Source organism: Pseudoalteromonas luteoviolacea NCIMB 1942, assembly GCF_001625595.1.
Classification (GTDB): domain Bacteria; phylum Pseudomonadota; class Gammaproteobacteria; order Enterobacterales; family Alteromonadaceae; genus Pseudoalteromonas; species Pseudoalteromonas luteoviolacea_A.
In genome coordinates this window covers 19844-43251 of record NZ_AUXT01000151.1, presented here as the reverse complement: position 1 = coordinate 43251, position 23408 = coordinate 19844, and the positions used below count along the sequence as shown (strand labels likewise).

Here is a 23408-nt window from a genome sequence, read left to right as displayed (position 1 = left end):
GGACTGTTATTTTTAGGGGGGGTTACCACACGTATTGACCTTTTATGTAGGCCTATTCACAGCTATTGTGTGCTTACTTGCGTTCACAATTATCTTGAAATGATTTCCTCAAGTATTAAGTGTATTAGGTTAAGTGTTGCAAACATACCTTAAAGCGTAAGCTTTTCCTCTTAGAACAATTTTAAATGATTAACACCATAAAATCATATTTAGAACTCCATTTATAAAATATGATTTAACCAACGTGTGTTTTCTGCAGATTTCTGTACCTGGTATATCAGAGTCAGCTTTTGATCATGCCAACCAGCCGCTTTTCAATGAATTTGCTTCTTCTCATTGCAAAACTTCCTTTTTAGTTAATAGAAGTTCTACTTTTGAACTGCTTCAGCTTATAGGGAAGTTATATTAATTTATTGGCATTCATACCACCTAAAGTGATATTCGAGTTTATTGGACCACAGCAATTTTAAATTTTTACTAGAGTACATAACTAATTTAGACGCTATTTTTGATTTAAAATTTTGTGATTTTAAAAGTCTTTTTTATTAAAAAGCCTAGTTTAGACGATAAATAACAATAGAAAACCAAGGAATAAAATAGACTTTTACTTTTTCGTCTAGGTTTTCTCCATTCTACCCTCTGCACATCCGGTTGATTACCTCAGTGGTTTAATCTCCTTCGCTTTAATAGTTGCACGTATAAACCAAGGATTTTAAGGCTTTAAAAATGGTGTGAATTTACCACTTGTAGATAGATAATTCTCCTACAAACTTCATAGTTATCTGGTGCTTAGGTAAAAGTGAACAACAGGTTTCTTATGAGGTAACTACTTACTAGCTCGGAGATTATTATGTTGCTCGAAGCACTTAAAAATAATGAAGTTCAAGATATATTTCTTAAAGAAAGTGAACAAATAAATAGAAGTATTACCTTAAAAACAGAGAACCAATTGCAGCCAGTAGTGAATTCTCACAACGAGTGGGATCCATTGGAAGAAGTCATAGTTGGCCGCATCGATGAAATGTTAATTCCAGAGTGGAGCGTTTGTATTGAGTCGACTATGCCTGAAATCGGATGGGATTTATATAAAGAAAAGGGCGGTACATTATTTCCAGAAGAGATGCTTTATAAGGCGAAAGAAGAGCTAGACAATTTTGCAAATATTCTCGCAGGTAATGGTTTAACTGTCGTAAGACCTGATTCTATCCAGCAGAATCGACCTTTTTCAACGCCTGATTGGCATGCGCAAGGAAGTCTCTATTCAGCAATGCCGCGAGATGGTCTGATTGTATTTGGTGACGAGATTATTGAAGCTCCAATGTGTTGGCGCAATCGTTATTATGAGGCATTTCCTTTTAGAACATTGCTAAAAGACTACTTTAATCGAGGAGCTAAATGGACAGCTGCGCCCAAACCTGAACTGTCGGATAGTCTCTACGTAAAAGACTATCAAACACCTCAATCAATTGAAGAAATGAGGTATGGCATTACAGAGTTCGAACCCGTTTTCGATGCTGCAGATTTTGCAAGGTGTGGACGAGATATTTTCGCGCAGCAAAGTAACGTGACAAACGAGTTTGGAATTGAGTGGCTTCGCAGACATCTAGGTAGTGACTACAATGTCCATGTACTCGAAGTTAACGATACTCACCCCATGCACATTGACGCAACTTTTTGTCCAATGGCTCCTGGAAAAGTACTCGTAAACCCTGAACGTATAAAGCACCTTCCTGCCATGTTTAAAAACTGGGAGATTCTGGTCGCGCCAGAGCCAACAATTGATATTTCTAACAGTTTTACTATGTGCAGCAATTGGATTGTAGCAAACACACTGATGCTCAACGAGAAGCAAGTTTTTGTTGAGGCTGAGGATATGAATATGGTGCGCGCTTTAGAGAGTTGGGGTTTCGAACCTATTCCAGTATCACTACTGAACTTGAACCGATTAGGTGGTGGATTTCACTGCTGCACCTTAGACGTGAGACGTAAAGGCACTCTAGAGGCTTATTTTTAAAGAGTATTTTTTTATAAAACTCCCTAAAGGATGCTTATCGTGGTTTGGAAAGAAACTTGGAAGGATATTTTTCCTTTTTCAGTCTTGTGTTTACAGTATTGCCTCCCCTTTGTGGCTTTTCAATATTGGGGGGGATCATCGTTGCCTGCAAAGGTAATGATTATTTCATTGCTAACAATATCAATGACTTATTCTGTTCTCGTAATTGGGCACATATTAGTTCATAAGGCTTGGTTCAAAAGTAATACCCTATCTCGTATCACTTTTTGGATGTGCTCAGTCACCACGCTTCAGTCGATGACAGAGTATCGGCTAAGCCACGTGAAGAACCATCACCGCTACAACAATGATAGGTCTATTGACGGAGCTGAGCCGAAAGATATGTCCACGACATTTTTAGGCACCACTAACAAACACCAAAGCTTATTAGATTACGCGGTAAAGAGTGCCTGTAGCAGCCTAGGTAGCTGGCTAGTTGCAATGCTTTCTGTACATAAAGGGTGGGCTGTATTCAATAAAGGTACGAAAGAGTTACTCGGCAAAGAAGGGAAAACAGCCTCTAAAAATAAAAGGTATATGCAAATAGAAAGAGCAATCGTATTTGTACATATCATTTTGCTTGTTTCTCTTGCTCCTAGTACCGCACTGGTCTACGTCACAGTGTCATTTTTCTTAACGTTGTGTCTAGTAAATATACAAAATTTCTATGAACACTTTGGTGCGTTACCCGAAAACAAGTATGCAGACTCTGTTAGTTGTTACAACAAGCTCTACAATTTCTTGACGTTTAATGATGGTTACCATCAAGAACATCACTACAAAGCCTCTACTCATTGGACGAAAGCACCTTTGATAAGAAGAGAGCTAGATTCGAAAAATCAACAAAGGATCGTTTCACCACTACCCGCATTACTAGGCATGTTTGACCATGAAAGAAAGCGGTTAGAAATAAAATATCCTGCAAATACAACAACTAAAAACTATAAATAGTGGGTATAGATGATGACTAAAGAAAGTATCTATGACTATATTGGGATTGGATTTGGGCCTTCAAATCTGGCCATTGCGATAGCTGAAGAAGAGCAGCCATGTTCCGTAAAGAGCCTGTTCTTAGAGCAAAAGTCTAAGTTCTCATGGCATCCGGGCATGATGATTGACGGCTCTAGGCTACAAATATCTTTTCTAAAAGATCTTGTCACGCTTAGAAACCCAAAGAGTAAGTTCTCATTTTTGGAATACTTACGCTCAAAAGGCAGGTTAGAAGCATTTGTTAACTTGGCTAAGTTTAGTCCTACGCGTACTGAGTACCAAGACTATTTGAGTTGGGTCGCATTGCACTTTGATAGCAAAGTTGCTTACGACACCTATGTAAAATCAGTCGAAATGGTTAAAGCCAAAGATCAGCAGGGAGCACAAATTGATGTATTTAAGGTGGTAGCTGCTCACCCTGAAGGAGAGCGTGTATACATTACTAAGAATGTAATACATGCCCCAGGTGGCAAAGCCAATTGGGTTGAAAACAGCGCAGAAGTGAAATCGCATGTGATCCACTCAAGTGAATTTCTAAAGGAAATAGATAGTAAATGTCCAAATAAAGATGGCGAGTATACCTTTGCGGTTGTTGGTAGTGGGCAAAGTGCGGCAGAAATATGTGTTTACTTACTAGAGCATTACCCATCGTGTGAAGTTAAATTGGTTAGCTCTAAGTATGCGTTAGAGCCTTCAGAGGCATCGCCATTTGTAAATGAATGCTTTAATTCGGACGAATCTGAGTTTTTCTTTAAAAGCTCAGAGTCGACCAAGAAACGATTGATGTGTGATTTACAACGCACTAACTACAGCGTCGTAGAAATTGGCCTGCTTGAGCAATTATATGACATTTTATATGCTCAAAAAGTAACTGGTGAACATCGATTCTCAATCCAAAGGCTTACCAAGTTAGAGTCTATCCAGCTAGATGGTGATAAGGCTGTCTCATCGCTCAGGAACGTGAGTAATAATTTGACTAGTCAGTATTCGTCAGACCTAGTTGTGCTCGCCACGGGTTACATTCGAGAGCTTGATAAGGTGATGTTTGCTGGATTTGAAGGAAAATTATCCATCAATGCCCACGGTCAACCAGAAGTAACAAAAGAGCATGCAGCCATATTTACAGATGGGTTTCGCGGCCGACTTTTTCTACAAGGTTTAACAGAGTCTTCCATGGGGTTAAGTGATACACTTTTGTCACTCTTACCAATGCGCTCTGAAAAAATAATAAAAAGTATTGTTGGCCAAACATCGGCTAATTTGAGTGGAATATATCCCCCACGACGTCATGTTTCCGATGATACAGAGCTAGCCCTGTTTCTTATTAAAAGCTTCCCATTTGCAACACTGGTATCCAATGCACAAAACGGTGCGCCACATGTGACTCAGCTACCGCTCATTTACTCTAAAGACAAGTTGGGGAACGAGGTGCTCTTTGGCCATATGGATAGAGGAAATCCACAAATAGAGAGCTTATTTAAAGGTGATTGCAAGATAGTCTTCCATGGACCAGACACCTACATCTCCCCGCGAGTATACAACTCGGATCAGCTACCAACATGGAATTCGATATCGGTACATATTACAGGTTTGGCTGAACCAGTCTCTACCTCTCAAGAATTAGTGACTGGGTTACAAAGCATCTCCCAACATCATGATAAGTATGGCTACCAGTTAAGCAAAGCGGATCCTCGGATTAAGAAGTTATCTGACTTTATTATAGGTTTCAATATTGAAATCAAGGATATAGCTATACGAGCGAAGTTATCACAAGACAGAGATGTGATGGACCAAAACTTAGCAAACGATGAGTTATATAGATCAAACACACACAAATATGGCGGTTTATTTAATTTTATTCCGAATTCGGCAGTGAGTCAGAAGTCGGCATAAGCCTTCAATAATCATAAAAAAGGTAAAAGCATGATGAACGATAATTTAAGCAATTTACTCAATAGCAATCCCCTTCGAATGGAATTGCAGAACCACTCTCTATTTTCGCGATTGAAAGAAGGGGGTTATGAAATGGACGACGTAGCCTACATGTTAGGCCAGTGGTGGCACCCTTTGCATTATTTTCCAACCTTTTTAGCTAACTGCATTGCAACATTGCCAACAATCGAGTCGAAATGTGCGATCACAAAAATTTTGAATCAAGAGGTAGGGGATGGCGAACCTCGTCGGTCTCACGAAAGCATCTATATCAGCACCATGACCAAAGCTGGTTTTGATATTAAGGATGTTACTCAAATGGCTGGTAGCAAAGAAACAGTCGCTTTGCTGAAAGGCTTTAAAGAGTCGTCATTCAATAAGGCAGATGCGCTAGGTTTTATTTTTGCCACTGAGGTAGTTGATTTAGCGCTTGTTTCATCGATTGGTATCGGAGTTGAAAAAGTCACTGGTAAGAAGAGATTGCCGTGGGTAGAGATCCACCTTATTCAAGAACCTGATCATGTCGAAGAGGCTGACAACTCGCTGATGAGCGTGGTTGATGCTGATGAATTCGAACAAGTAAGCGCTTCAGCAGACAATGCTTGGCGACTCTGGATTGATTTTTTCGATCAAATCGAACAAACGATGTTTGCTTCCGCTGCCGCATAACCTGTGGCCAGTTAAAGATAATCATAATTGGATAAAGTGAGGAGTACTATGTCAAGTTCATATGTACGAGAGTCTTTCAACAGGTTTCCAGCATGGTCACAAGGTTTTTGGACTTGGTTTACTGGCTGTGCACTTGCTGGTCAAAAGCCCGTATTTAACCATACATGGCTTTCATATTTGGTCTTAACGCTACTCGCCTTTTTTGGCGGTGCATGCCTTTCTATCACATCATTGGAATACCGATATGCGTATTGGCCTGCCGCGCTTTTATTGGGCATGTCTTTGTCGTTGGGCAGTGGCAGAGTGATGATTTTGGTCGTAGCTCATCAGTGTATTCATAAAAGGTTTTCTGGAAACTCTAAGTTTGACATGGCTGTTGCAGAAATAGTTACAGCCTTGACTATCTTTGATGATGCAAATGCTTTTATTGATGAGCACATCAAGGAGCATCACCATCACAATAGTTTCGCAACTTTAGATGATCCACCGGTACAGTGGCTGATTAACATTGGTATTGAGCCAGGAAAATCGAAACGTCAACTATGGATTCAAACTATTAAAACGTTTCTTTCACCAGCGTTTTATTACTCGAATATTAAGAACCGAATAATCAGCAACTTGAAAAGCACACTTTGGAGGCGTTGTTTCTTCTTTGCTTGGCTTTCTATGTGGGCTGCAATAGCTGTGTTTTTTGAACACGGTATCGAGATCCTTATTTTTGGGCTGATTATTCCACTTGTGATCCTTACCCAAATTAGTATCACGATGGACCGTTTAGGAGAACATATGTGGCTTTGTACGCCTGATGAAGCATGGGGTGTTAATGACCGACAGGCGACAGCAACTTGGGCACGATTTTGTGGAGAGGCTCTTCCAGAGCGGGGATTAGCAATTCATAAGGCGCTATACCAGTGGAGTAAATGGATACTCAAGATGTGCCTGTATCACTTCCCGATGCGAATTTTCGTGCTCGTTGGAAACTTGCCTGCGCATGACTTCCATCATCGTTACCCAAGGACAGCCAATTGGCCTATCGCTGCTTATGCGCGTCAGTGGGACATTGACGAAGGACTCGAAGGAAAGCCGCCTTACAACGAAGTATGGGGAGCATTCGCTGCTGTTGACAAGATGTTTGAAAGCCTCAGCCATGTGACCAATCCACCAAAACGCTTTGATAGCAAAACAGCTAGTTCACAATAATTGGGCAAATAAGAAGTATCAACTATGAATGCAGCAACTCCTCTCAATCCGGTAGCAAACATCATCGATGTTTTCGTTGACAAAGACTGTCTAGGTAATTCTGCAGGTGTGATTCATTTAAAAGGTGGATCTATGCACGAGCAGCAATTGCTGGATATCGCAAAACATATCGAGCAACCAACTACGGCATTTATTTGGCAGGTCGGTAAAGAACAGTTTGCAATTCGCTGGTTTACTCCAACCCAAGAACTCAATATCTGTGGTCACGCGACTGTGGCCGCTGCTTTTTATTTGTATGAGCTTGGCGCAGTGCACAGCAGCGCAAAGATTACATTTTCTGCGGGCAAGTTCCATTTAACGACCCTATTTATCGAGAACATGGTTCATATGGTCTTGCCAAGACTTGATGTATTCCCTACGGATATTCCGGCTGGCTTACAGCAAGCACTGAACGCATCAATCATTGGGGTAAGTGTGGGGGAGGAAGATATTGTTGTTGAGCTCGACTCAGAAGAGGCTGTAAGAACAGTGCAGCCTAACTTTAAAGAGCTTGCTTCATATCCAGGGCGAGGCCACATTGTAACTGCGGCCTCAAAAAACCCTGAACTCGATTTTGTCTCTCGTGCTTTCTTTCCAAAAATGGGCGTTAACGAAGATCAAGTATGTGTTTCTGCACATTGCGAACTTGCGCACTACTGGGGGCAAAAACTTACTAAAAACCACCTCAAAGCACGGCAGTTATCACCTAATGGCGGACGCTTAACCGTAAAGCTAAACCAAAATACTGTCACCGTTGCTGGGTCGGGCAAATTAAGAGTCACGATCCAACTTTAGAAATTAACAAACCGATTTGAACTCTTTAAAGGAACAACAAATGTCACATGAGCTGAAACTGCCCAATGTAGTCAATATTGAAGACATAGAAGAGCAGGACCAATCCGTTGAAGACGTTTGGGGTACTGGCTTTAAACCCATTACACCAATGTTGGACGACTCTTCAGGTGCTCGATTAGGTATGAACCTCACTCGAGTCGAAAAGGGGAAAGTATCTTGTCCAGTTCACTACCACCTGAATGAAGATGAAGCATTTTACATTCTCTCTGGTAAAGGTGTCTTTCGCTATGGCGAGCAGTATCAAGTTGTTGGTCCAGGGGACTGCATTTCATGCCCCGCAGGCACTCAAATAGGGCATCAGTTTGCTAATCCTTTTGATGAGGACCTTGTGTATATCGGTGCGGGAATGAACACCAAAAACGAGGTGTGTGTTTATCCTGATACAGGTAAAGCAATGGTCCGAGGGTTAAGGACTGTGGGCACGTTGCAAAGTGAGGATTTACATGACGGAGAACCTGTCCCACCCGTTATTTTTTCAAAAGCATTAAAAACAATCAATTAAGTATATAGAGGAAAAAAATATGAGTAACAACAACTTATCTAGCAACGAAATTGAGTATTTAGTGGTAGTTAACCACGAAGAGCAATACTCAATCTGGCCCAAACACAAGGAAATTCCAGCCGGTTGGAATGCAGAGGGTAAAAGCGGAGCTAAACAAGCATGTTTAGAGCATATAGGCAAAGTGTGGGTTGATATGCGACCACTTTCGCTGCGTGAAGCTATGGCTTAAAAAGCCCGAGTTTCATACATATACATTAACGAGTAATTAGGCAGAGGGTTGCTATGTCAGATAGATCTAACTTGACGGTTATCGATTATTTTAAACAACAAGTAGAAATTGCACCACAAGCAATCGCATTGGTTGAAGGTGACCAATCGATGACGTTTGAAGAACTTAACAGGCGTTCAGATGCTTTATGTGATTCGTTGTTGGCTCAAGGAGTAACACCTGAGGACCTAGTAGGTGTTTGCGTGCCAAGATCAATAGAATTAATTGTTTCCGTTATAGGTATCTTGAAGTCTGGCGCAGCTTATTTGCCTATACAATCTGATTACCCTCAAGCTCGTATTCAACATATATTGAAAGATGCGGCTGTTGAGGTCATGGTTACAAACCACTCAACAGGGGTCATATACGACACTGTTAGTGCCCTAAGTGTAAAAATAATAGGCACAAACGATACGGTGGGCGATAGTTCCAAAGCCGCATTGAAGCAGCAGTTGCTAGAAAATCTAGCCTATTGTATTTACACTTCAGGTACGACAGGAACACCAAAAGGTGTTGCTGTTACCCACAAAAATTTATTGAGTTATTGCCTGACAGCAAAAGACACGCACTGCTTGAAGAAAGGCGATAAGGTTTTATTGTTCTCATCTATCTGTTTTGACGCGTCGATTGGTGAAATATTTCCAACCTTAATTGCTGGCGCTACAGTTGTGATTTCGCCAGAAGAGGTCCTTTCTCCTGTAGAGCTATGTCAGTTTAGCTCTATACACCAAGTCACAGTAATCAGTTTACCAACATCCTATTGGCATGCGTTAGTTGACCAGTTTTCACAGTGTGAAGAAGTGTGGCCAACGAGCTTGCGTTTAATGAGTGTCGGTGGAGAAAAGCTGCTTTTAGATAGGTTTGATGTTTGGCGTCAGCTTCCTCAAAGCCAACAGATTCAATGGATATTTGATTACGGCCCGACAGAAACAACCTTTCTCTGTTGCTCGCATGAACCACAGTGCACTTACAATTATGAGGTAATGCCTATTGGACAGGCAATGCCTAACGCTCATATCTATATCTTAAATGAAGATTTAGAGCCTGTCTCTGGTCAGGAAGTAGGTGAGATTTATATTTCAGGTGAAGGTGTTTCAAGAGGGTATTTGCACCAGTCCAGCCTTACTGCCGGGGCTTTTTTACCTGATCCGTTCTCTACACTCGGCAAGCGTATGTATAAGAGCGGTGATCAGGCTAGGTTCAATCAGCGCGGTGACATTGAGTTCATTGGTCGCATAGATAACCAAGTCAAGGTTATGGGGCATCGTATTGAGTTAGGCGAAATAGAAAGCGTACTACTGAGACACCAAAAAGTATCACAGGCTTTTGCAACTTTGTTTGAGCAAGGTCCACAGAAAAAAGTGGTTGTCTATATTTGTGCAAATGCCCTAGCGGAAAGCGAGCTAAGAGAGTTTGCTATTCAACACCTACCAAAAAGCATGCGTTATCTTGATTTTGTTATTACATCAAACTTTCCACTCAATCCTATCAATGGAAAAATTAATAAGCAGTTACTTGAGCAAATGTACCAGCAGAAAAGTAGTTTGACTAATAATCCTATACCGCCTGAATTCGGCATTGAAAGAGCACTTGCTGAACTATGGTTTAGGGTCACTGGAAGTATGCCAAACGGTGCTGAAGATGAGCACTTTTTCTATACCGCAGATTCACTAAACGCCCTGAAATTCCTTACCTACCTGAGTGAAGCGCTGGGCTGGACTATCACATATTCGGAATTGCCCAATCCTTTATCATTGAGAAACTTGAAACAAGTTGTAAACAACTTAGCTAAAGAGGTGGAAGATTCATGTGAGAACGATGTATGTGAGCTAGATATAATTGAGCGAATAGAAAATGCTTCTAGCTACACAATCACGGCTGAAGAACCAAACAACAAGCATAGTCAATTGGCATCGAATGCTCAGCAAAGGCTTTGGTTTCTTATGCAAACACAAGCACAAAGTGCAACTTACTCGATGCCTCTGGCATTCAAACTACAAGGCGACTTGGATATAAGTAGGTTTGAACAAGCACTTAATTTGTTAATTCAAAAGCATGAAGTGTTACGGACAGGGTTTGAGTGGAAAGATAATCAGCTGTGGCAAAATATAATGCCCAACGCTTCTTATAAAAGCACAACTTTCAGTGCTGCCAGCGAGAAGGAAGCGATGAATTTACTGAACAATTGTGCCAAACAAAGCCATGATATTGAGAATGGAGATATTGTTCATTCTTACATTATTAAAGTAAGCGACTCGCTGCTTTTCTGGTTTGTTTCAGTACATCATATCGCCTGTGACGCTATCTCCTACGAAGTGTTTTTTGAACAGCTTGGTGCTTTATACAAAGACCAGTCTACTCAAGCACAGTCTGTCGTTTCTCAGTACGTCTGTTATAGCCAGTGGCAGTCAGAATGGTTGAAGTCAGAACATGCACAACAGCAGCTTAACTATTGGAAAGAGCAGCTACCCACTCAGATCCCAACACTCAATATAGCGAACAATTCTCAATATATAGAAGCGAGAACATTTACAGGTGATATAGAGCCTATTCACCTAAATAAGGATGAAATGTCACGAGTTGAATCGTTAAGCCATCAATATAAAACAAGCGTTTTTAACGTTTTATTAGCTTGCTATATCTCGACACTGTATCGGGTAACTCAGCAAGATGAACTTATTACGGGAGTACCGATGGCTTGCAGAAACCGTTTGGTTGATGAGAGTACTCTGGGCTTTTTCGCAAATACGTTGCCTATTTACACCGATATGTCTGATCTCAGCAATTTTGCCGATGTATTGGCACGAGTGAGTGCATCAATGAGAGGTGCAATCGCTAATCAGGAGCTACCTTTCGACGCCATTATCGACGGTTTGAAAATTGAACGGCCACCTGGTGTTAACCCTCTGTTTCAAAATATGTTTGTTTTAGAAGCTAGTGAGCAGTCTTCAAGGCTTGAGTTAGATAACATCGAAGTTATAGAACAACTGTGCCATAGCGGCACGGCAAAAATGGATTTGACTTTCTCACTGAGGTTAGAAGCTGGCACTGCAACAGGAGAGGTAGAATTCAGTACGGACGTTTGGAGTAAAGCCACCGCAAAAGCATTTATAAAAGGGTTTAAAAACTTACTAGCAGATGTTGGGCGTAACCCCAATAAGCTACTTAACTCTTTGAGCATGTTGTGTCGTGAAGATGCGACTGAAGTGGTTAATGCTGTTAATCAAAAAAGCGCATGTTTTGAGGACCTGAAACCAATACATCAGTACTTTGAGGAACAAGTACAAAAGACACCAAACGCCACTGCAATAGCAACTGAAAACGAGTCGATTTCATATCTTGAGTTGAATGCAAGAGCAAACTATTTAGCGCAGCAGTTATGTGTCAGTGGTATCGCCGTAGGTGATGTTCTCGGTGTATGTGTTGAACGTTCACTTGACCTCGCGGTGGCATTACTGGCGAGTTTAAAGGCTGGCGCAGCGTTCATTCCACTTGATCCAAGAGCACCTCTAGGCCGACTTGAAGAAATTTGCCAAGACGCACGACCTCCCCTAATTATTGCCTCAGACTCTACGCGTAAAATTTTGGACAGTTTAAACGTAAACATAATCTGCCCTGAGTCTAGAGTGCAGCATAAAAACTTAAACTTACCCATACACATACTTAATGCTGCTTTTATTTACTATACCTCAGGTTCTTCAGGCAAACCCAAGGGGGTTGTTGTTGACCACTCATGTGCAATGACTCGCTTAAGTTGGCTTAAAACACGATATCCATTAGAAATGGGGGAGTCGGTTGTCCATAAAACCCCATTGATATTTGATGTCGCAATTTGGGAGATTTTTGGTCCTCTAATGTCGGGTGCAACGGTACTGATGTCGGCGCCTAATGCAGAGTCAGATGTAGAGCATATTGCCCAGCTTATCACGAGCCACCATACCGTATTTGTGCACTTTGTGCCCTCAATGCTAGAGGCTTTTTTGCAAGCAAATATACCTTTGCCAGAGCACAACTTAAAGTGGATTAGTCTCTCCGGAGAGGCGGTATCAAGCCGACTATTTAATGAATGCAGGCAGCACTATGCAGTACAGCTCGATAATTTGTATGGTCAGACTGAAACCTCAGAGGTAGCTGGCTGGTGGGCGGAAGAAGCACCATTAGAGTTCAGTAGTGCACCTCTTGGATATCAAATAGGCGCTTATCGGTTATTTATCTTAGATGATGAGCTCAACCCAGTGCCAATTAATGTTCCGGGACAATTGTATGTTGCAGGAGTTGGTGGATTATCAAGAGGGTACCTAAACAACCCAGAATTAACAGCAGACAAGTTTATTCCTAACCCATATAGCTTGGAATATGGGGAAAGGCTTTATGCAACGGGCGATCTTGCTTGCTTAAATGAACATGGTTTTATGCTTTATTTAGGCCGAATAGATAACCAAGTAAAGATACGCGGTTGCCGCGTTGACATCGCTGAGGTTGAAACGGCTTTGATGGAACATGAGTTGGTGAACAGTTGCACTGTGAATGTAAATGTTGCTGAAAACGGACAAAAAGAACTGTTGGCTTATGTCGTATCTGAGCAAAGTAAAGCGGTGAAAAAAGTTAGTCAGTTTTTGGAGCATAAACTTCCCAGCTTTATGTTACCTGCAGCATACATACAACTTGATGCATTGCCTTTAACACCTTCCGGTAAGTTAGACCGCCGCAATTTACCTTTACCAACAAGTGCTGACTACAAAGCGCTAAGTAGCTTTGAACCCGTTGAGACAACTCTTGAGCAAAGTGTGTTGGAGATTTGGACAAAGGTACTCAAAGTCGAATCAATAGGCCGGAATGATCCTTTTAATATTGTTGGTGGTAATTCTCTAAAGCTGCTCCAAGTCAATAATATTATTAAAGAAAAATATCTCATAACGATTTCGATTAACGATTTTTACAAAACGCCAACGATCGCTGCTATGGCAGCTTTACTCGAGCAAGGCATTTTCAACTTCGTTTCATCGATGTCTGACCAAGAAGTCGCTAACTATCTAACAAGACTAAACTAGTAGGGAAATAACCATGACAGTAGAGAACACTGCGCACTTAAGTGATGCGCAAAAACAGCTCTTAGAGCAATTCACTAAGGGGCAGCAAATTGCGGCTGAGCAGCCGATAGCATCGCAGACAGAGTTTACAGAAATTCGATTGACCTCATCACAAATGGGGATGTGGTTGGTCAACAAGCTTGATCCAGATAGCACAGCATATAACACATACACAGCCCTTAAATTCGCTAGGCCAGTAGAAAAAGGTGAAATAGAAACTGCCATTGTGCAGTTAATGAAACGTTATGACGCGTTAAACATAGAAGTTTTTGAGCAAAATGAAGAACCATATCAACGCATTGTGGGTGACCTAAAAGCTCCTCTGATTTGGCATGATTTTTCTGAGTTGGCTCTAGAAGAGGCGCGAACAGAGGCTGAAAGAGTTGGTAATTTATCTGTTTCTAGACCTTTCAGTTTGGATGAAGTCCCCTTGTTCCGCGTTGTAGCAATGAACATGCCCGATGATACGACACTCGTCACTTTTGTTTTTCATCACATTATTGTTGATGGCTGGTCATTAGGCATTTTGTATGACGACTTTGCAAAATTATTGTTTGGTAAATCTTTGGCTGAAGCGCCAGAGCAAACATTTTTAAATTACGTTGGCAACAAAGCGCTAACCGCTCACTCACCAGAGCAAGATATCGAGTACTGGACTAATAAGCTGGGTGGGGATCTATCTGTACTTGATTTACCTAAAGACAGACCGAGAGTTGCTGCGAAAACTAAAAAAGGGGGCGTTGTAAATTTTGAATATGATGCGGAGTTTGCGCGTTCAGTAAAACAAGTCGCAGAACGATTAAACGTAACGGCATTTGAGTTTTACATGACGGTATACAACGTTCTTATGCATAGACTAACAGGCCAGAAGGATATTGTTGTTGGTGCCCCATTTGCTTGTCGTGATGACCTAGGGGTAGAAAATATGGTGGGATGTTTCGTGAACACCATGGCACTGCGCACTCAGTTTTCAGGCGACGAAACATTCGAAGAACTACTAGAGAATGTCCACCAGAATGTCGGTGAAGCATTGACGCATCAATCGGTACCGTTTGAAAAGGTGGTCAGTAAACTCAAAGTTAAACGTGATGTTCAGTATAACCCAGTGTTCCAAACAATGTTTGCGTATGATGAATCTTTAGCAGGACTTGAAGAATCTGAGGGTGTATCTAAATGGGAAATTGAGTTGGACTCAGAGTCTGCAAAGTTTGATATTACAGTGCAGTTAACTCAAGAGCCTAGCGGCAATATCACGGCGTTTTTTGAGTATGCGTTGGGGATTTTTGATCACGATACTGTTGAACGCTTTGTTCAGATTTATACTAAGTTGCTCCAAGAGATAGTTAAAGATACGAAACAGAAAATCTTTGATTTACCAATCGTAGCAGAGGAGGAAGCGAGCAAAATCATTTGGGATTTAAATCCATATGAGAAACCAAGCCACAGTTATAAAACTATGACGGAACCTTTTGAGGAGCAGGTTGCTCGTGCGCCTCACAATATTGCATTGGTTAGTGGGTCTACTTCTTTGACCTATGATGAGCTTAATCGCAAAAGTAACCAGCTGGCGCACTATCTCAAAAGTAACGGCGTCAGTCGCAATGATTATGTTTCACTATGCATGGACCGTTCAATAGATATGTTCATAACTCTTTACGCAATTTGTAAAGTAGGAGCATGTTATGTGCCATTAGATCCTGAGATCCCAGCAGCGCGAATCCAGTATATTTTGGAAGAAGCTAAACCTTCATTCCTATTTGTGGACAGTAAAAATGCCGCCAAGATCACTGATTGGAATGGCCCTATTATTAATACTGAAACGGACTCTGCACAGTGGTCAGATCAACTTGATACCAATTTTGACTGTGGTGGTTCGAGCAGGAATTTAATTCACTTGCTTTATACGTCTGGGTCTACAGGTCGACCAAAAGCTGTTGAATATCAGGTTGATGGCGCGATTGCGGAACTACTTTGGTTACATAAATCTTACCCGTTGGTTGAGGGTGGGGCAAATATTTTTAAAACCTCATATGGATTTGATGTCAGCATCTGGGAGATTTTTTGGACACTGTACTTTGGTGCGAAATTAGTCATTCCTGAAATTGATAAACATAAAGATCCACATCATATCATCTCGTTAGTAAACGAGCATAAAGTCACTACTTTGTTCATGATCCCAGCAATGCTAGAAGCAATGCTTGAGCAGGTGAAGGGGGATTCATGTTCAACGCTCGAATGGATTTTGTGTGGTGGTGCACCAGTTACTCCTAGAATTAGAGAGTTGTCTTATAAAAAACTAAAAGGGAAGTTAATCAACTGTTTTGGCCCAACAGAAGCGGGTTGTGTGACGGATATGGAGATACAGCCTGAATTTGATTCGCCAGTCGTGCCGCTTGGACGACCAGCTGCCAACTTTAGGCTTTACGTACTGGATGATGACAGGAAGGTGTTACCTGTCGGTGTCCCTGGCAACGTATATTTAGCTGGTGAAGTTGGCCTATCTAGAGGTTATTACGCGCAGGCAGCTATGACAGCAGAACATTTTGTGCCAGATCCATATGGTGAGCCAGGTTCAAGGATGTACAACACGGGTGATATTTGTCGCTATAGAAATGATGGAGTATTGGAACACTTAGGGCGAGCCGGTAATCAAGTGAAAATCCTAGGAATGCGTGTAGAGCTAGGAGAGATTGAGTCAATTCTTGGGGAGATTGAGTGGGTAGAAACATGCTCAGTCATTGCACATAAAGTTGGCGGTCGAGAAACCTTAATTGCCTACGTCGTGCCTTATGACAAAGACATAGCAGTAGGCATGCTGCCTGATGATATGCAGCGAGAGGTAAAAATGCGCTTAGCCGTCATGTTGCCTGGGCACATGATACCACCGCACTTTATCGTTATGGACAAAATCCCGCTGAATTTAAACGGGAAGGTTGATAGGGCCAAACTTTTAGCTAGCTGGGACGATTTAGGCGTTAATACCGATAAAGAGGTTGTCCAGCCGGAAAATGAACGTGAAGTGGCAATGAAAGAGATATTTGAGGAGTTACTTGAATGTCAAGATATCAGCGTCACGGACAGTTTCTTTGACCTTGGTGGTAACTCTTTGTTGGTATTTAAGCTCGCTTTTGAATGCGATGAAAAGTTTGGTAAACGTCCATCTTTTACCGATATTTTTACTTATCCAACAGTTCGAGAACTATCAGCTATGCTTGATGATCTTGAAGAAGAATCATGTTTGGCGCCGATTTACCCCGACGCCAGTAAACCAATGTTTGTATTTATTCACGCTGCCAGTGGGGTGTTATTCCCGTTCTTAAAAGTAAGTGAATATCTAAAAGAAGCATACTCGGTGTATGTGCTGCAATCACCAACTAAAGTGCCTTCGGATATGCCATTCACCACAATTGAGGATATGGCGAATTATTATAAATTTCTTATCGATAACGTGCGCGGAAATAGCCCTGTCATTATTGCTGGTTGGTCTATGGGTGGGTGCGTTGGCTTAGAAATGTCCAGAAAGTGGCATGAAGAAGGCGTGGATATTGCGTCAACAATCATGATTGATACTTGGATGCCGCCAGAGCTACTTGATGACCGCTCAGAAGCTGAATTCGTCGTAAAAGTAATAGATGAAACTGACGTGCTAGGTGATGAAGCTAGAGCACTAAATGGAGAAGAGGCTCCAGCGCAATTTACTACTGAGCTACAGCAAATTGTTGACTTAAATAAGCAAGTTTTTATTGAGTACAAACCTGAAGCTTATCCGCATGAGGTTGACTATTTGGTTGCGCAAGAACGCCTTGTCCATGACGGGAGAACATTCTCATCTTCATATTCTAAAGATGAAGATTGGTCTAAGTTTTTAGTTGCAATGGAGTGCCATAGCATCCCTGGAAATCATTACACCATTTTTGATGAGAATCACTCTCCGAAACTAGCAGAGACACTCTTGAATATTGTCGAGAGCCGATTAGCTTTCGAAACACTTTAATAATAATCAATGAATTAGGTGCCTTTAAATGCAGGCACCTAAGCCGTAATTCATAACTAAGGCTCAAACATGAATAAGAAAAACGACGTTATGCCAAAGGCATATTTTACTATTCCCGAGGCGTATATAAACGATGAACAGCTCATTGCAATAATTGATGATCACGGAAGACAAATCTCATATCAAGAGTTAAGCGTCAAAGTCGACACCGTTGCGAGTGAGTTGATTCGTTGTGGTGTAAAAGCAGAAGAGAAAATTGCTGTATTTATGGAGCGCTCTATTGATTTAGTCGTCTCAATGCTGGCAATTTTTAAAGCTGGTGGATGTTATATACCAGTGGACCTTAGTTTTCCGCAGGAAAAAGTGCGCGATTTGCTCAATATTAGTGGGGCAGGTCGTATTATCGCGAAGGGTGCAAAGAGTCACAATAATCTAGTTGGATTGGAGCATCACAATGTATATGACTTTCATTCGCTTGAAAGTTCAAAAAGTGCCGGTGCAGTTTGTACAAGCAAGCTAGTTCCTCCAACGGCTGCTGCATACGTAATATTTACCTCTGGTTCTACAGGTGTTCCAAAAGGTGTCACAATGAGCTACCAAGGTTTAGAGAGGCTGATTGCTTGGCAAATTGCTGACGCTAAAGCAGCGTTGAAAACTTTACAATTCACTTCTTTAAGCTTTGACGTTTACTTTCAAGAAGTCCTATCAACACTGTTAAATGGCGGTACTTTATATTTAGTTGGGGATTGTATACGCAAAAATTCCGAAGAGCTTTTAACCAAACTGGCAAATGAAAAAGTACAAAGGATCTTTTTACCATTCATAGCGTTGTCACAACTGGCTGACGCGTTTAATAAGACAAACATTCTTCCCAGTTCGCTTGAACACGTCATTACAGCAGGTGAAAAGTTAGTCATCAATGAGCCAATTAAGGCGTTTTTTAAAGCCTTACCTAATGCAAGATTAGATAATCATTTCGGACCTACTGAAGCGCATCTTATCACTCGTTACATACTAGCTGACGATAGGGATACATGGGATATGTTTCCATCAATTGGCCAGGCAGCGGAAGGTGTAACCACCTATATCCTTGATGACAATCTAGATAAAGTTAAAAAAGGTGAGATTGGTGAATTATATGTTTCGGGGTCAGGACTTGCCCGCGGATATTTAGATAACCCGAAACAAACATCCCACATGTTTCTGCCTAACCCTTTTGCAGATTGCAACGAATCTCGAATGTACCGTACTGGCGACCTCGTGAGAAAAGCACAAGACGGCAACTTAATTTTTGAAGGTCGTGCTGATACGCAATTAAAAATTAGAGGGTTTAGAGTTGAAGCTGAAGAAGTTGAATATGTTCTTTGCGCTCATCCTAAAATCGAGCAAGCCATTGTTGGGCTGAAAAAAGTATCAGATAACCTTGAAGTACTAGCAGCGTACATCATCACTGAAAATGAAATCAGTAACAGCGAAATTCAAGCATTTGTCAGTAAAACACTGCCAGATTATATGATTCCCAAAAGGGTTCATACGGTCGAGCAATACCCACTGACTGCCAGTGGTAAAGTGGATCGAATTAAACTCAAAACTGATTTTGAGCACGTTTCTGAGGAGGCGACGGGGCCGTCTCAAAAAGCGAGTATTGAAGGTATCGTCAAAGAGGTATGGGAGCGCGTACTTGGCCACGATGAATTTGAAGATGACGATGATTTCTTTGATGTAGGAGGCGACTCCTTACTGGTTGCATGGGCGGTAAGAGAGCTTGAAAGAGAGTTGGATTGTGCAGTTGAGTTATCTATTTTCCTTGAAGCAAGCAGTATTACAGAAATTGCCGATGTTTTGCGAAACCAAGCAATAGGGCAAGGTGCAAAAGCCAGTTCTGAAGTGGTAAGTCTTCGCCCAGGGCCAATGGATAACATTTTATTTTTTATCCATCCATTGGGTGGAGAAGTTTACCCTTATAGAAATATTGCCAATGCATTTACTAACCCAATGCGTGTACTAGGGTTGCGTCGCACCCCAACGGGCGTGAGTGAAGAGCCCGTTACAATCCAATCGATAGCTACCAAGCATGTAGAGAGTATCAAGTTAGCAAAACCATGTGGCCCCTATTTAATTGCAGGCTGGTCTTTTGGCGGGGTTATCGCATATGAAATTGCTCAACAGTTAATTTCCGGTGGTGATGAAGTCCGTTATTTGGGTCTTATCGATTCCAATCCTGTGTTGGATATTTTTAGCGCCAACAAAACATCTGATTCAACTTTAAGTGACTCTTTAGAGAAAGTTCTGAACAAACTTAACTCACTCTCAGAGGCACAATTCAAAGCAAAGGCTGTGCGTGACTTAACCACGGAAGAAAGCGTAGCAGTGCTACTGTGCCAAACCTTACCAACAGGCATTACTCTAGACAAAACACGACAACTAATCAGTGACATGCTCGGTGATGTACGCGCTGCAAAGCAATACCAAGTAAAACCTTACGCAGGTGAGGTCGACCTATATCAGTCAGATACGCCGTCAACAACAGTCAAAAAGAAACTAGCAGAAGCGCTCGAAACGTTATGTGCAGGAACTGTCCAAAGTCACAACTTGTATGGTGATCACTATGCATTACTCAAAATGCCTTGTGCACAAGAACTAGCGCAAGCCGTCGAGCAATCAATTATTCAAATCGCATAAAAAAAGTAGTTAAGGAACAATAATGAATTCAAATGATGTAAAGAAAACCTTTGAAGAGCAAGGCTTTATCGGACCATTCAAACTATTTGAACCGGAAGGTATGAAGCAGTTTTGGCGCAAGCAACGCATGGATCTGATGAATGAAGGAAAAAGTGCGCGCGCTGTATATAACAACCCTGTGAACTATGACCGACATTTAGATATTGAAGGGTTGTCCGGAATAATTAGCCAAGAAGCAATTGTTGAAAAGCTGAGAGCGATCATAGGCGACGATATTTTATGTTGGAGAACTGAGTTCTTTCCAAAAAATCAAGGTGATAGTGGAACAGGTTGGCATCAGGTTGAGACCTATTCTGTGGGAGAAAACACGGATGGTTTGTTAGAGGCAACAGAAACAAAAGACGGGATGCCAATGGAGCTTACCGTGTGGGTTGCAATGACAGATGCAACGAAGGAAAACGGTTGTATGAAATTTATCCGGGGGAGTCATAAGCAATGGTATTACGATGAAAAGAAGAAGCTAAATTTTAACAAGTCACTCGCAGATACCACGTTTTTTGGTTACGACTATAGCCAAGCTAAGCTAGATGATGAGTGGAACCCTGATAACGACGACGTCGTACCGGTAGAAATGAAAGCTGGAGAATTTATTATTTTTACGGCTAGGTGTGTTCATGGTTCATATCCAAATACAAGCCGTAAGCAACGTATGGGCTTTTCGATTCGAGTTGTTCCTCCCCATGTGAAAGTGTATGGCAATGTTGCAAGTTTTACCGCCCTTGGCCATGAGTTTGATACTAGCAAACACAGTTGTGTTTTGGTCTCCGGCCAAAATGATTATTCCCACAATAAAGTAGCAACAGAAAATCAATGGGGAGTTCCTTTTAAAAACCTTTAATTTTATCGGGAAAACATATAACTAAATAATTTGGTGAAGCATGAATACACATAAAATTGGCAATATAAATATTGATTATGAAAGAGCAATCTCAGAGCTAGAGCGTTCAAAAAACTATGCTCATTCAGAAGCTTATAGTGACTTTCTGTGCGGCGGTCCCTGGCGAAGCATTTTATTGTGGAGTTTTGGCGGGATTAATGGAGATGGGTTTATAACTAACTATGATCGCAATATGCCTGCCGCCATAACACCGTATGGAAAGGACTTAAGCTATTTAAGTCAAATCATTGAAGATAACTTTGATACTAGCAAATTAACATTTGCGAGGGTTGCACGTATGCCTGCTGGCAGTGTGATTATGCCGCATAAAGATATGCTTGAAATTAAAGAAAACTTCAAGCGAGTCCATATTCCTATTGTTACTGACGAAGATTGCCTGTATTCCGAGGATGATGCGATCTATCGTATGCGCTGTGGCGAAGTTTGGTACTTTGAATCAACGAAGCTGCATAGTGTGGCCTCTCTTTGCAAGAAAGAGCGTATTCATTTGTTACTAGACTTTGAAGAAGTCGATGAGTCAGACCATCTGTTTAAATTTGAACAAGAGACGACAAAAGCTATTCCACTAGAGAACCAAGCGTCTCGAGAAATGCTGAGTAAGCAAATGCGTGACCAAGTAAACGAATTATCCAAGGTAATTAATTTTGATAACTTCCGGGAAGTTATCAGTATCGTGGTAAAAACGCATTTTCGTTTTGATGGTGGCAGTAATTATATATGGGACACGTTACTGCATATTGCAAAAGTTTGTGAAAACAAAGCGATAGGTGAAAAGCTCCATGAAATGCACCATTACATGGTTATCAAACGAAATACCTAATAACTACCAGTAATAACCCACTTTATTGCGAAGCAATAACAAGGAAAAATCCATGACATCTATATTAAGAGATAGCCTGTTTTTCAGGCTATGGTTAGCTACGTCTTTTTCAGCGTTCGGCAGTAGTATAACGTTTATCGCATTACCTATAATGGGTGCGGTGATTTTGAATGCTGGGCCGGCTGAGATGGGTGTATTGGCAGCCTTAGGAACCGCCCCATTCTTAATACTCGGGCCATTTGTAGGCGTATTTGCCGATCGGTTTAAGCGAAAAAACATCATGATTATTGCAGATGTGTTTAGAGCTTGTGTATTGGCAATCATTCCTGCCTGCTACTTTAGCGACATGTTAAGTATGGAAGTGCTCTACATAACAGCGTTAGGAGTGGGAATTGGGGACGTGTGGTTTGATATCGCTCATGGCTCTTATTTGCCAAGCGTTGTTGATAAAGACAAATTGGTTGATGCGCACAGCAAGCTGGAAGTTAGTTATTCTAGTGCTGATATCGCTGGACCGGGTGTGGCAGGAGGGTTAATTCAAGTATTTAGCGCTCCTATTGCGATCATTATAGACAGTGCTACTTATCTACTTTCTGCGTTATTGCTTCTTACTATTCGTAAAAAAGAGCCTCAAACTGAGCATGAAAATAGTGGTGATGCCGCTGCTCCTTCTATCTTAAGTGATATGAAAGAGGGATTTGTTTTCATTTTTAAGCATAAGCTTCTTCGTAGGTTATGTATTCGCCTAGGGGTCTGGCAATTTGTTCTAGGCGGTATTTTTGCGATGTTAGTGTTGTATATTGTAAATATTCTGCAATTTACTGCCGTTCAAGTGGGGTTTTTCTTCACTGTTATGGGGGCAGGCGTCTTTTTAGGTTCTCTTATCTCACCCAAAGTATCCGCTAGCTTTGGAGTGGGTCCAACAATTATATTTTCTAATTTGCTTGCGCCCATTGCTGGGGGGCTATTGCTTTTAGCTTCTGACAATGGATTAGCCTCAATGGTATTAGTGAGTATTGCATTCTTCATAACGGGTCTGACATCAATAAACTATCAAATTAACAATGCATCACTTCGGCAAGTTATTACGCCGAACAAGATGCTGGGTCGTATGGGCGCCACAACTCGAGCATTCACGCTCGGACTCAATGCGATAGGCGCTTTGCTCGCCGGTTTTGCTGCTGAGATATTTACGTTGCAAATGGTCATGTCTGCGCTCGTTGCACTGGGTGCTGTACTTGCTTTTGTTGGTTTATTTTCAAGTGAGTTAATGGCGCAAAAAGCAATGCCGGAAGGTCCTGAAGAGGATAGAGGCCCTGAGCCCGCACAATAACAACGATAAAAACCATGCTATTG

General features: G+C 41.5%; 14 protein-coding genes. All 14 read left to right on the top strand.

The window, feature by feature from the left end; all coding sequences use genetic code 11:
• Window positions 1–850: 850 nt before the first annotated feature.
• Window positions 851–2014 (top strand): amidinotransferase, encoded by a 1164-nt coding sequence (locus N482_RS10030; protein ID WP_155730555.1) that lies wholly within the window; start codon window positions 851–853, stop codon window positions 2012–2014.
• 30 nt (window positions 2015–2044) lie between these two features.
• Window positions 2045–3004 carry a fatty acid desaturase family protein gene (locus N482_RS10025; RefSeq protein ID WP_081227868.1) on the top strand — a complete coding sequence of 320 codons (960 nt, stop codon included), beginning with the start codon at window positions 2045–2047 and terminating at the stop codon, window positions 3002–3004.
• 9 nt (window positions 3005–3013) lie between these two features.
• The gene (locus tag N482_RS10020) at window positions 3014–4936 is read left to right on the top strand and encodes a SidA/IucD/PvdA family monooxygenase (protein WP_063376906.1); all 1923 of its coding nucleotides are present in this window, start codon (window positions 3014–3016) and stop codon (window positions 4934–4936) included.
• A 30-nt stretch (window positions 4937–4966) separates the two neighbouring features.
• Window positions 4967–5644, top strand: a complete 678-nt coding sequence (locus N482_RS10015) for an iron-containing redox enzyme family protein (RefSeq protein WP_063376905.1) — start codon at window positions 4967–4969, stop codon at window positions 5642–5644.
• A 48-nt stretch (window positions 5645–5692) separates the two neighbouring features.
• Entirely contained in the window at window positions 5693–6844 is a 1152-nt protein-coding gene (locus tag N482_RS10010; RefSeq protein ID WP_063376904.1) for a fatty acid desaturase, read from the top strand.
• A gap of 24 nt (window positions 6845–6868) precedes the next feature.
• Window positions 6869–7678 carry a PhzF family phenazine biosynthesis protein gene (locus tag N482_RS10005; protein WP_063376903.1) on the top strand — a complete coding sequence of 270 codons (810 nt, stop codon included), beginning with the start codon at window positions 6869–6871 and terminating at the stop codon, window positions 7676–7678.
• 40 nt (window positions 7679–7718) lie between these two features.
• Window positions 7719–8240: a cupin domain-containing protein gene (locus tag N482_RS10000; protein WP_063376902.1), complete on the top strand. Its 522-nt coding sequence runs from the start codon at window positions 7719–7721 to the stop codon at window positions 8238–8240.
• Window positions 8241–8259: 19 nt separating this feature from the next.
• The gene (locus N482_RS09995; RefSeq protein ID WP_063376901.1) at window positions 8260–8469 is read left to right on the top strand and encodes an MbtH family protein; all 210 of its coding nucleotides are present in this window, start codon (window positions 8260–8262) and stop codon (window positions 8467–8469) included.
• Between the two features lie 53 nt (window positions 8470–8522).
• Entirely contained in the window at window positions 8523–13559 is a 5037-nt protein-coding gene (locus N482_RS09990; protein WP_063376900.1) for a non-ribosomal peptide synthetase, read from the top strand.
• 13 nt (window positions 13560–13572) lie between these two features.
• Window positions 13573–17592, top strand: a complete 4020-nt coding sequence (locus N482_RS09985; RefSeq protein WP_063376899.1) for a non-ribosomal peptide synthetase — start codon at window positions 13573–13575, stop codon at window positions 17590–17592.
• 69 nt (window positions 17593–17661) lie between these two features.
• Window positions 17662–20274, top strand: coding sequence for an amino acid adenylation domain-containing protein (locus tag N482_RS09980; protein WP_063376898.1), 2613 nt, complete (start codon window positions 17662–17664; stop codon window positions 20272–20274).
• A 22-nt stretch (window positions 20275–20296) separates the two neighbouring features.
• On the top strand, window positions 20297–21172 hold the full coding sequence (locus N482_RS09975) for a chlorinating enzyme (RefSeq protein WP_063376897.1): 876 nt from the start codon (window positions 20297–20299) through the stop codon (window positions 21170–21172).
• Between the two features lie 40 nt (window positions 21173–21212).
• Window positions 21213–22052, top strand: a complete 840-nt coding sequence (locus N482_RS09970) for an aspartyl/asparaginyl beta-hydroxylase domain-containing protein (RefSeq protein WP_063376896.1) — start codon at window positions 21213–21215, stop codon at window positions 22050–22052.
• Window positions 22053–22104: 52 nt separating this feature from the next.
• The gene (locus tag N482_RS09965) at window positions 22105–23385 is read left to right on the top strand and encodes an MFS transporter (protein ID WP_063376895.1); all 1281 of its coding nucleotides are present in this window, start codon (window positions 22105–22107) and stop codon (window positions 23383–23385) included.
• The last annotated feature ends 23 nt before the right edge of the window (window positions 23386–23408 follow it).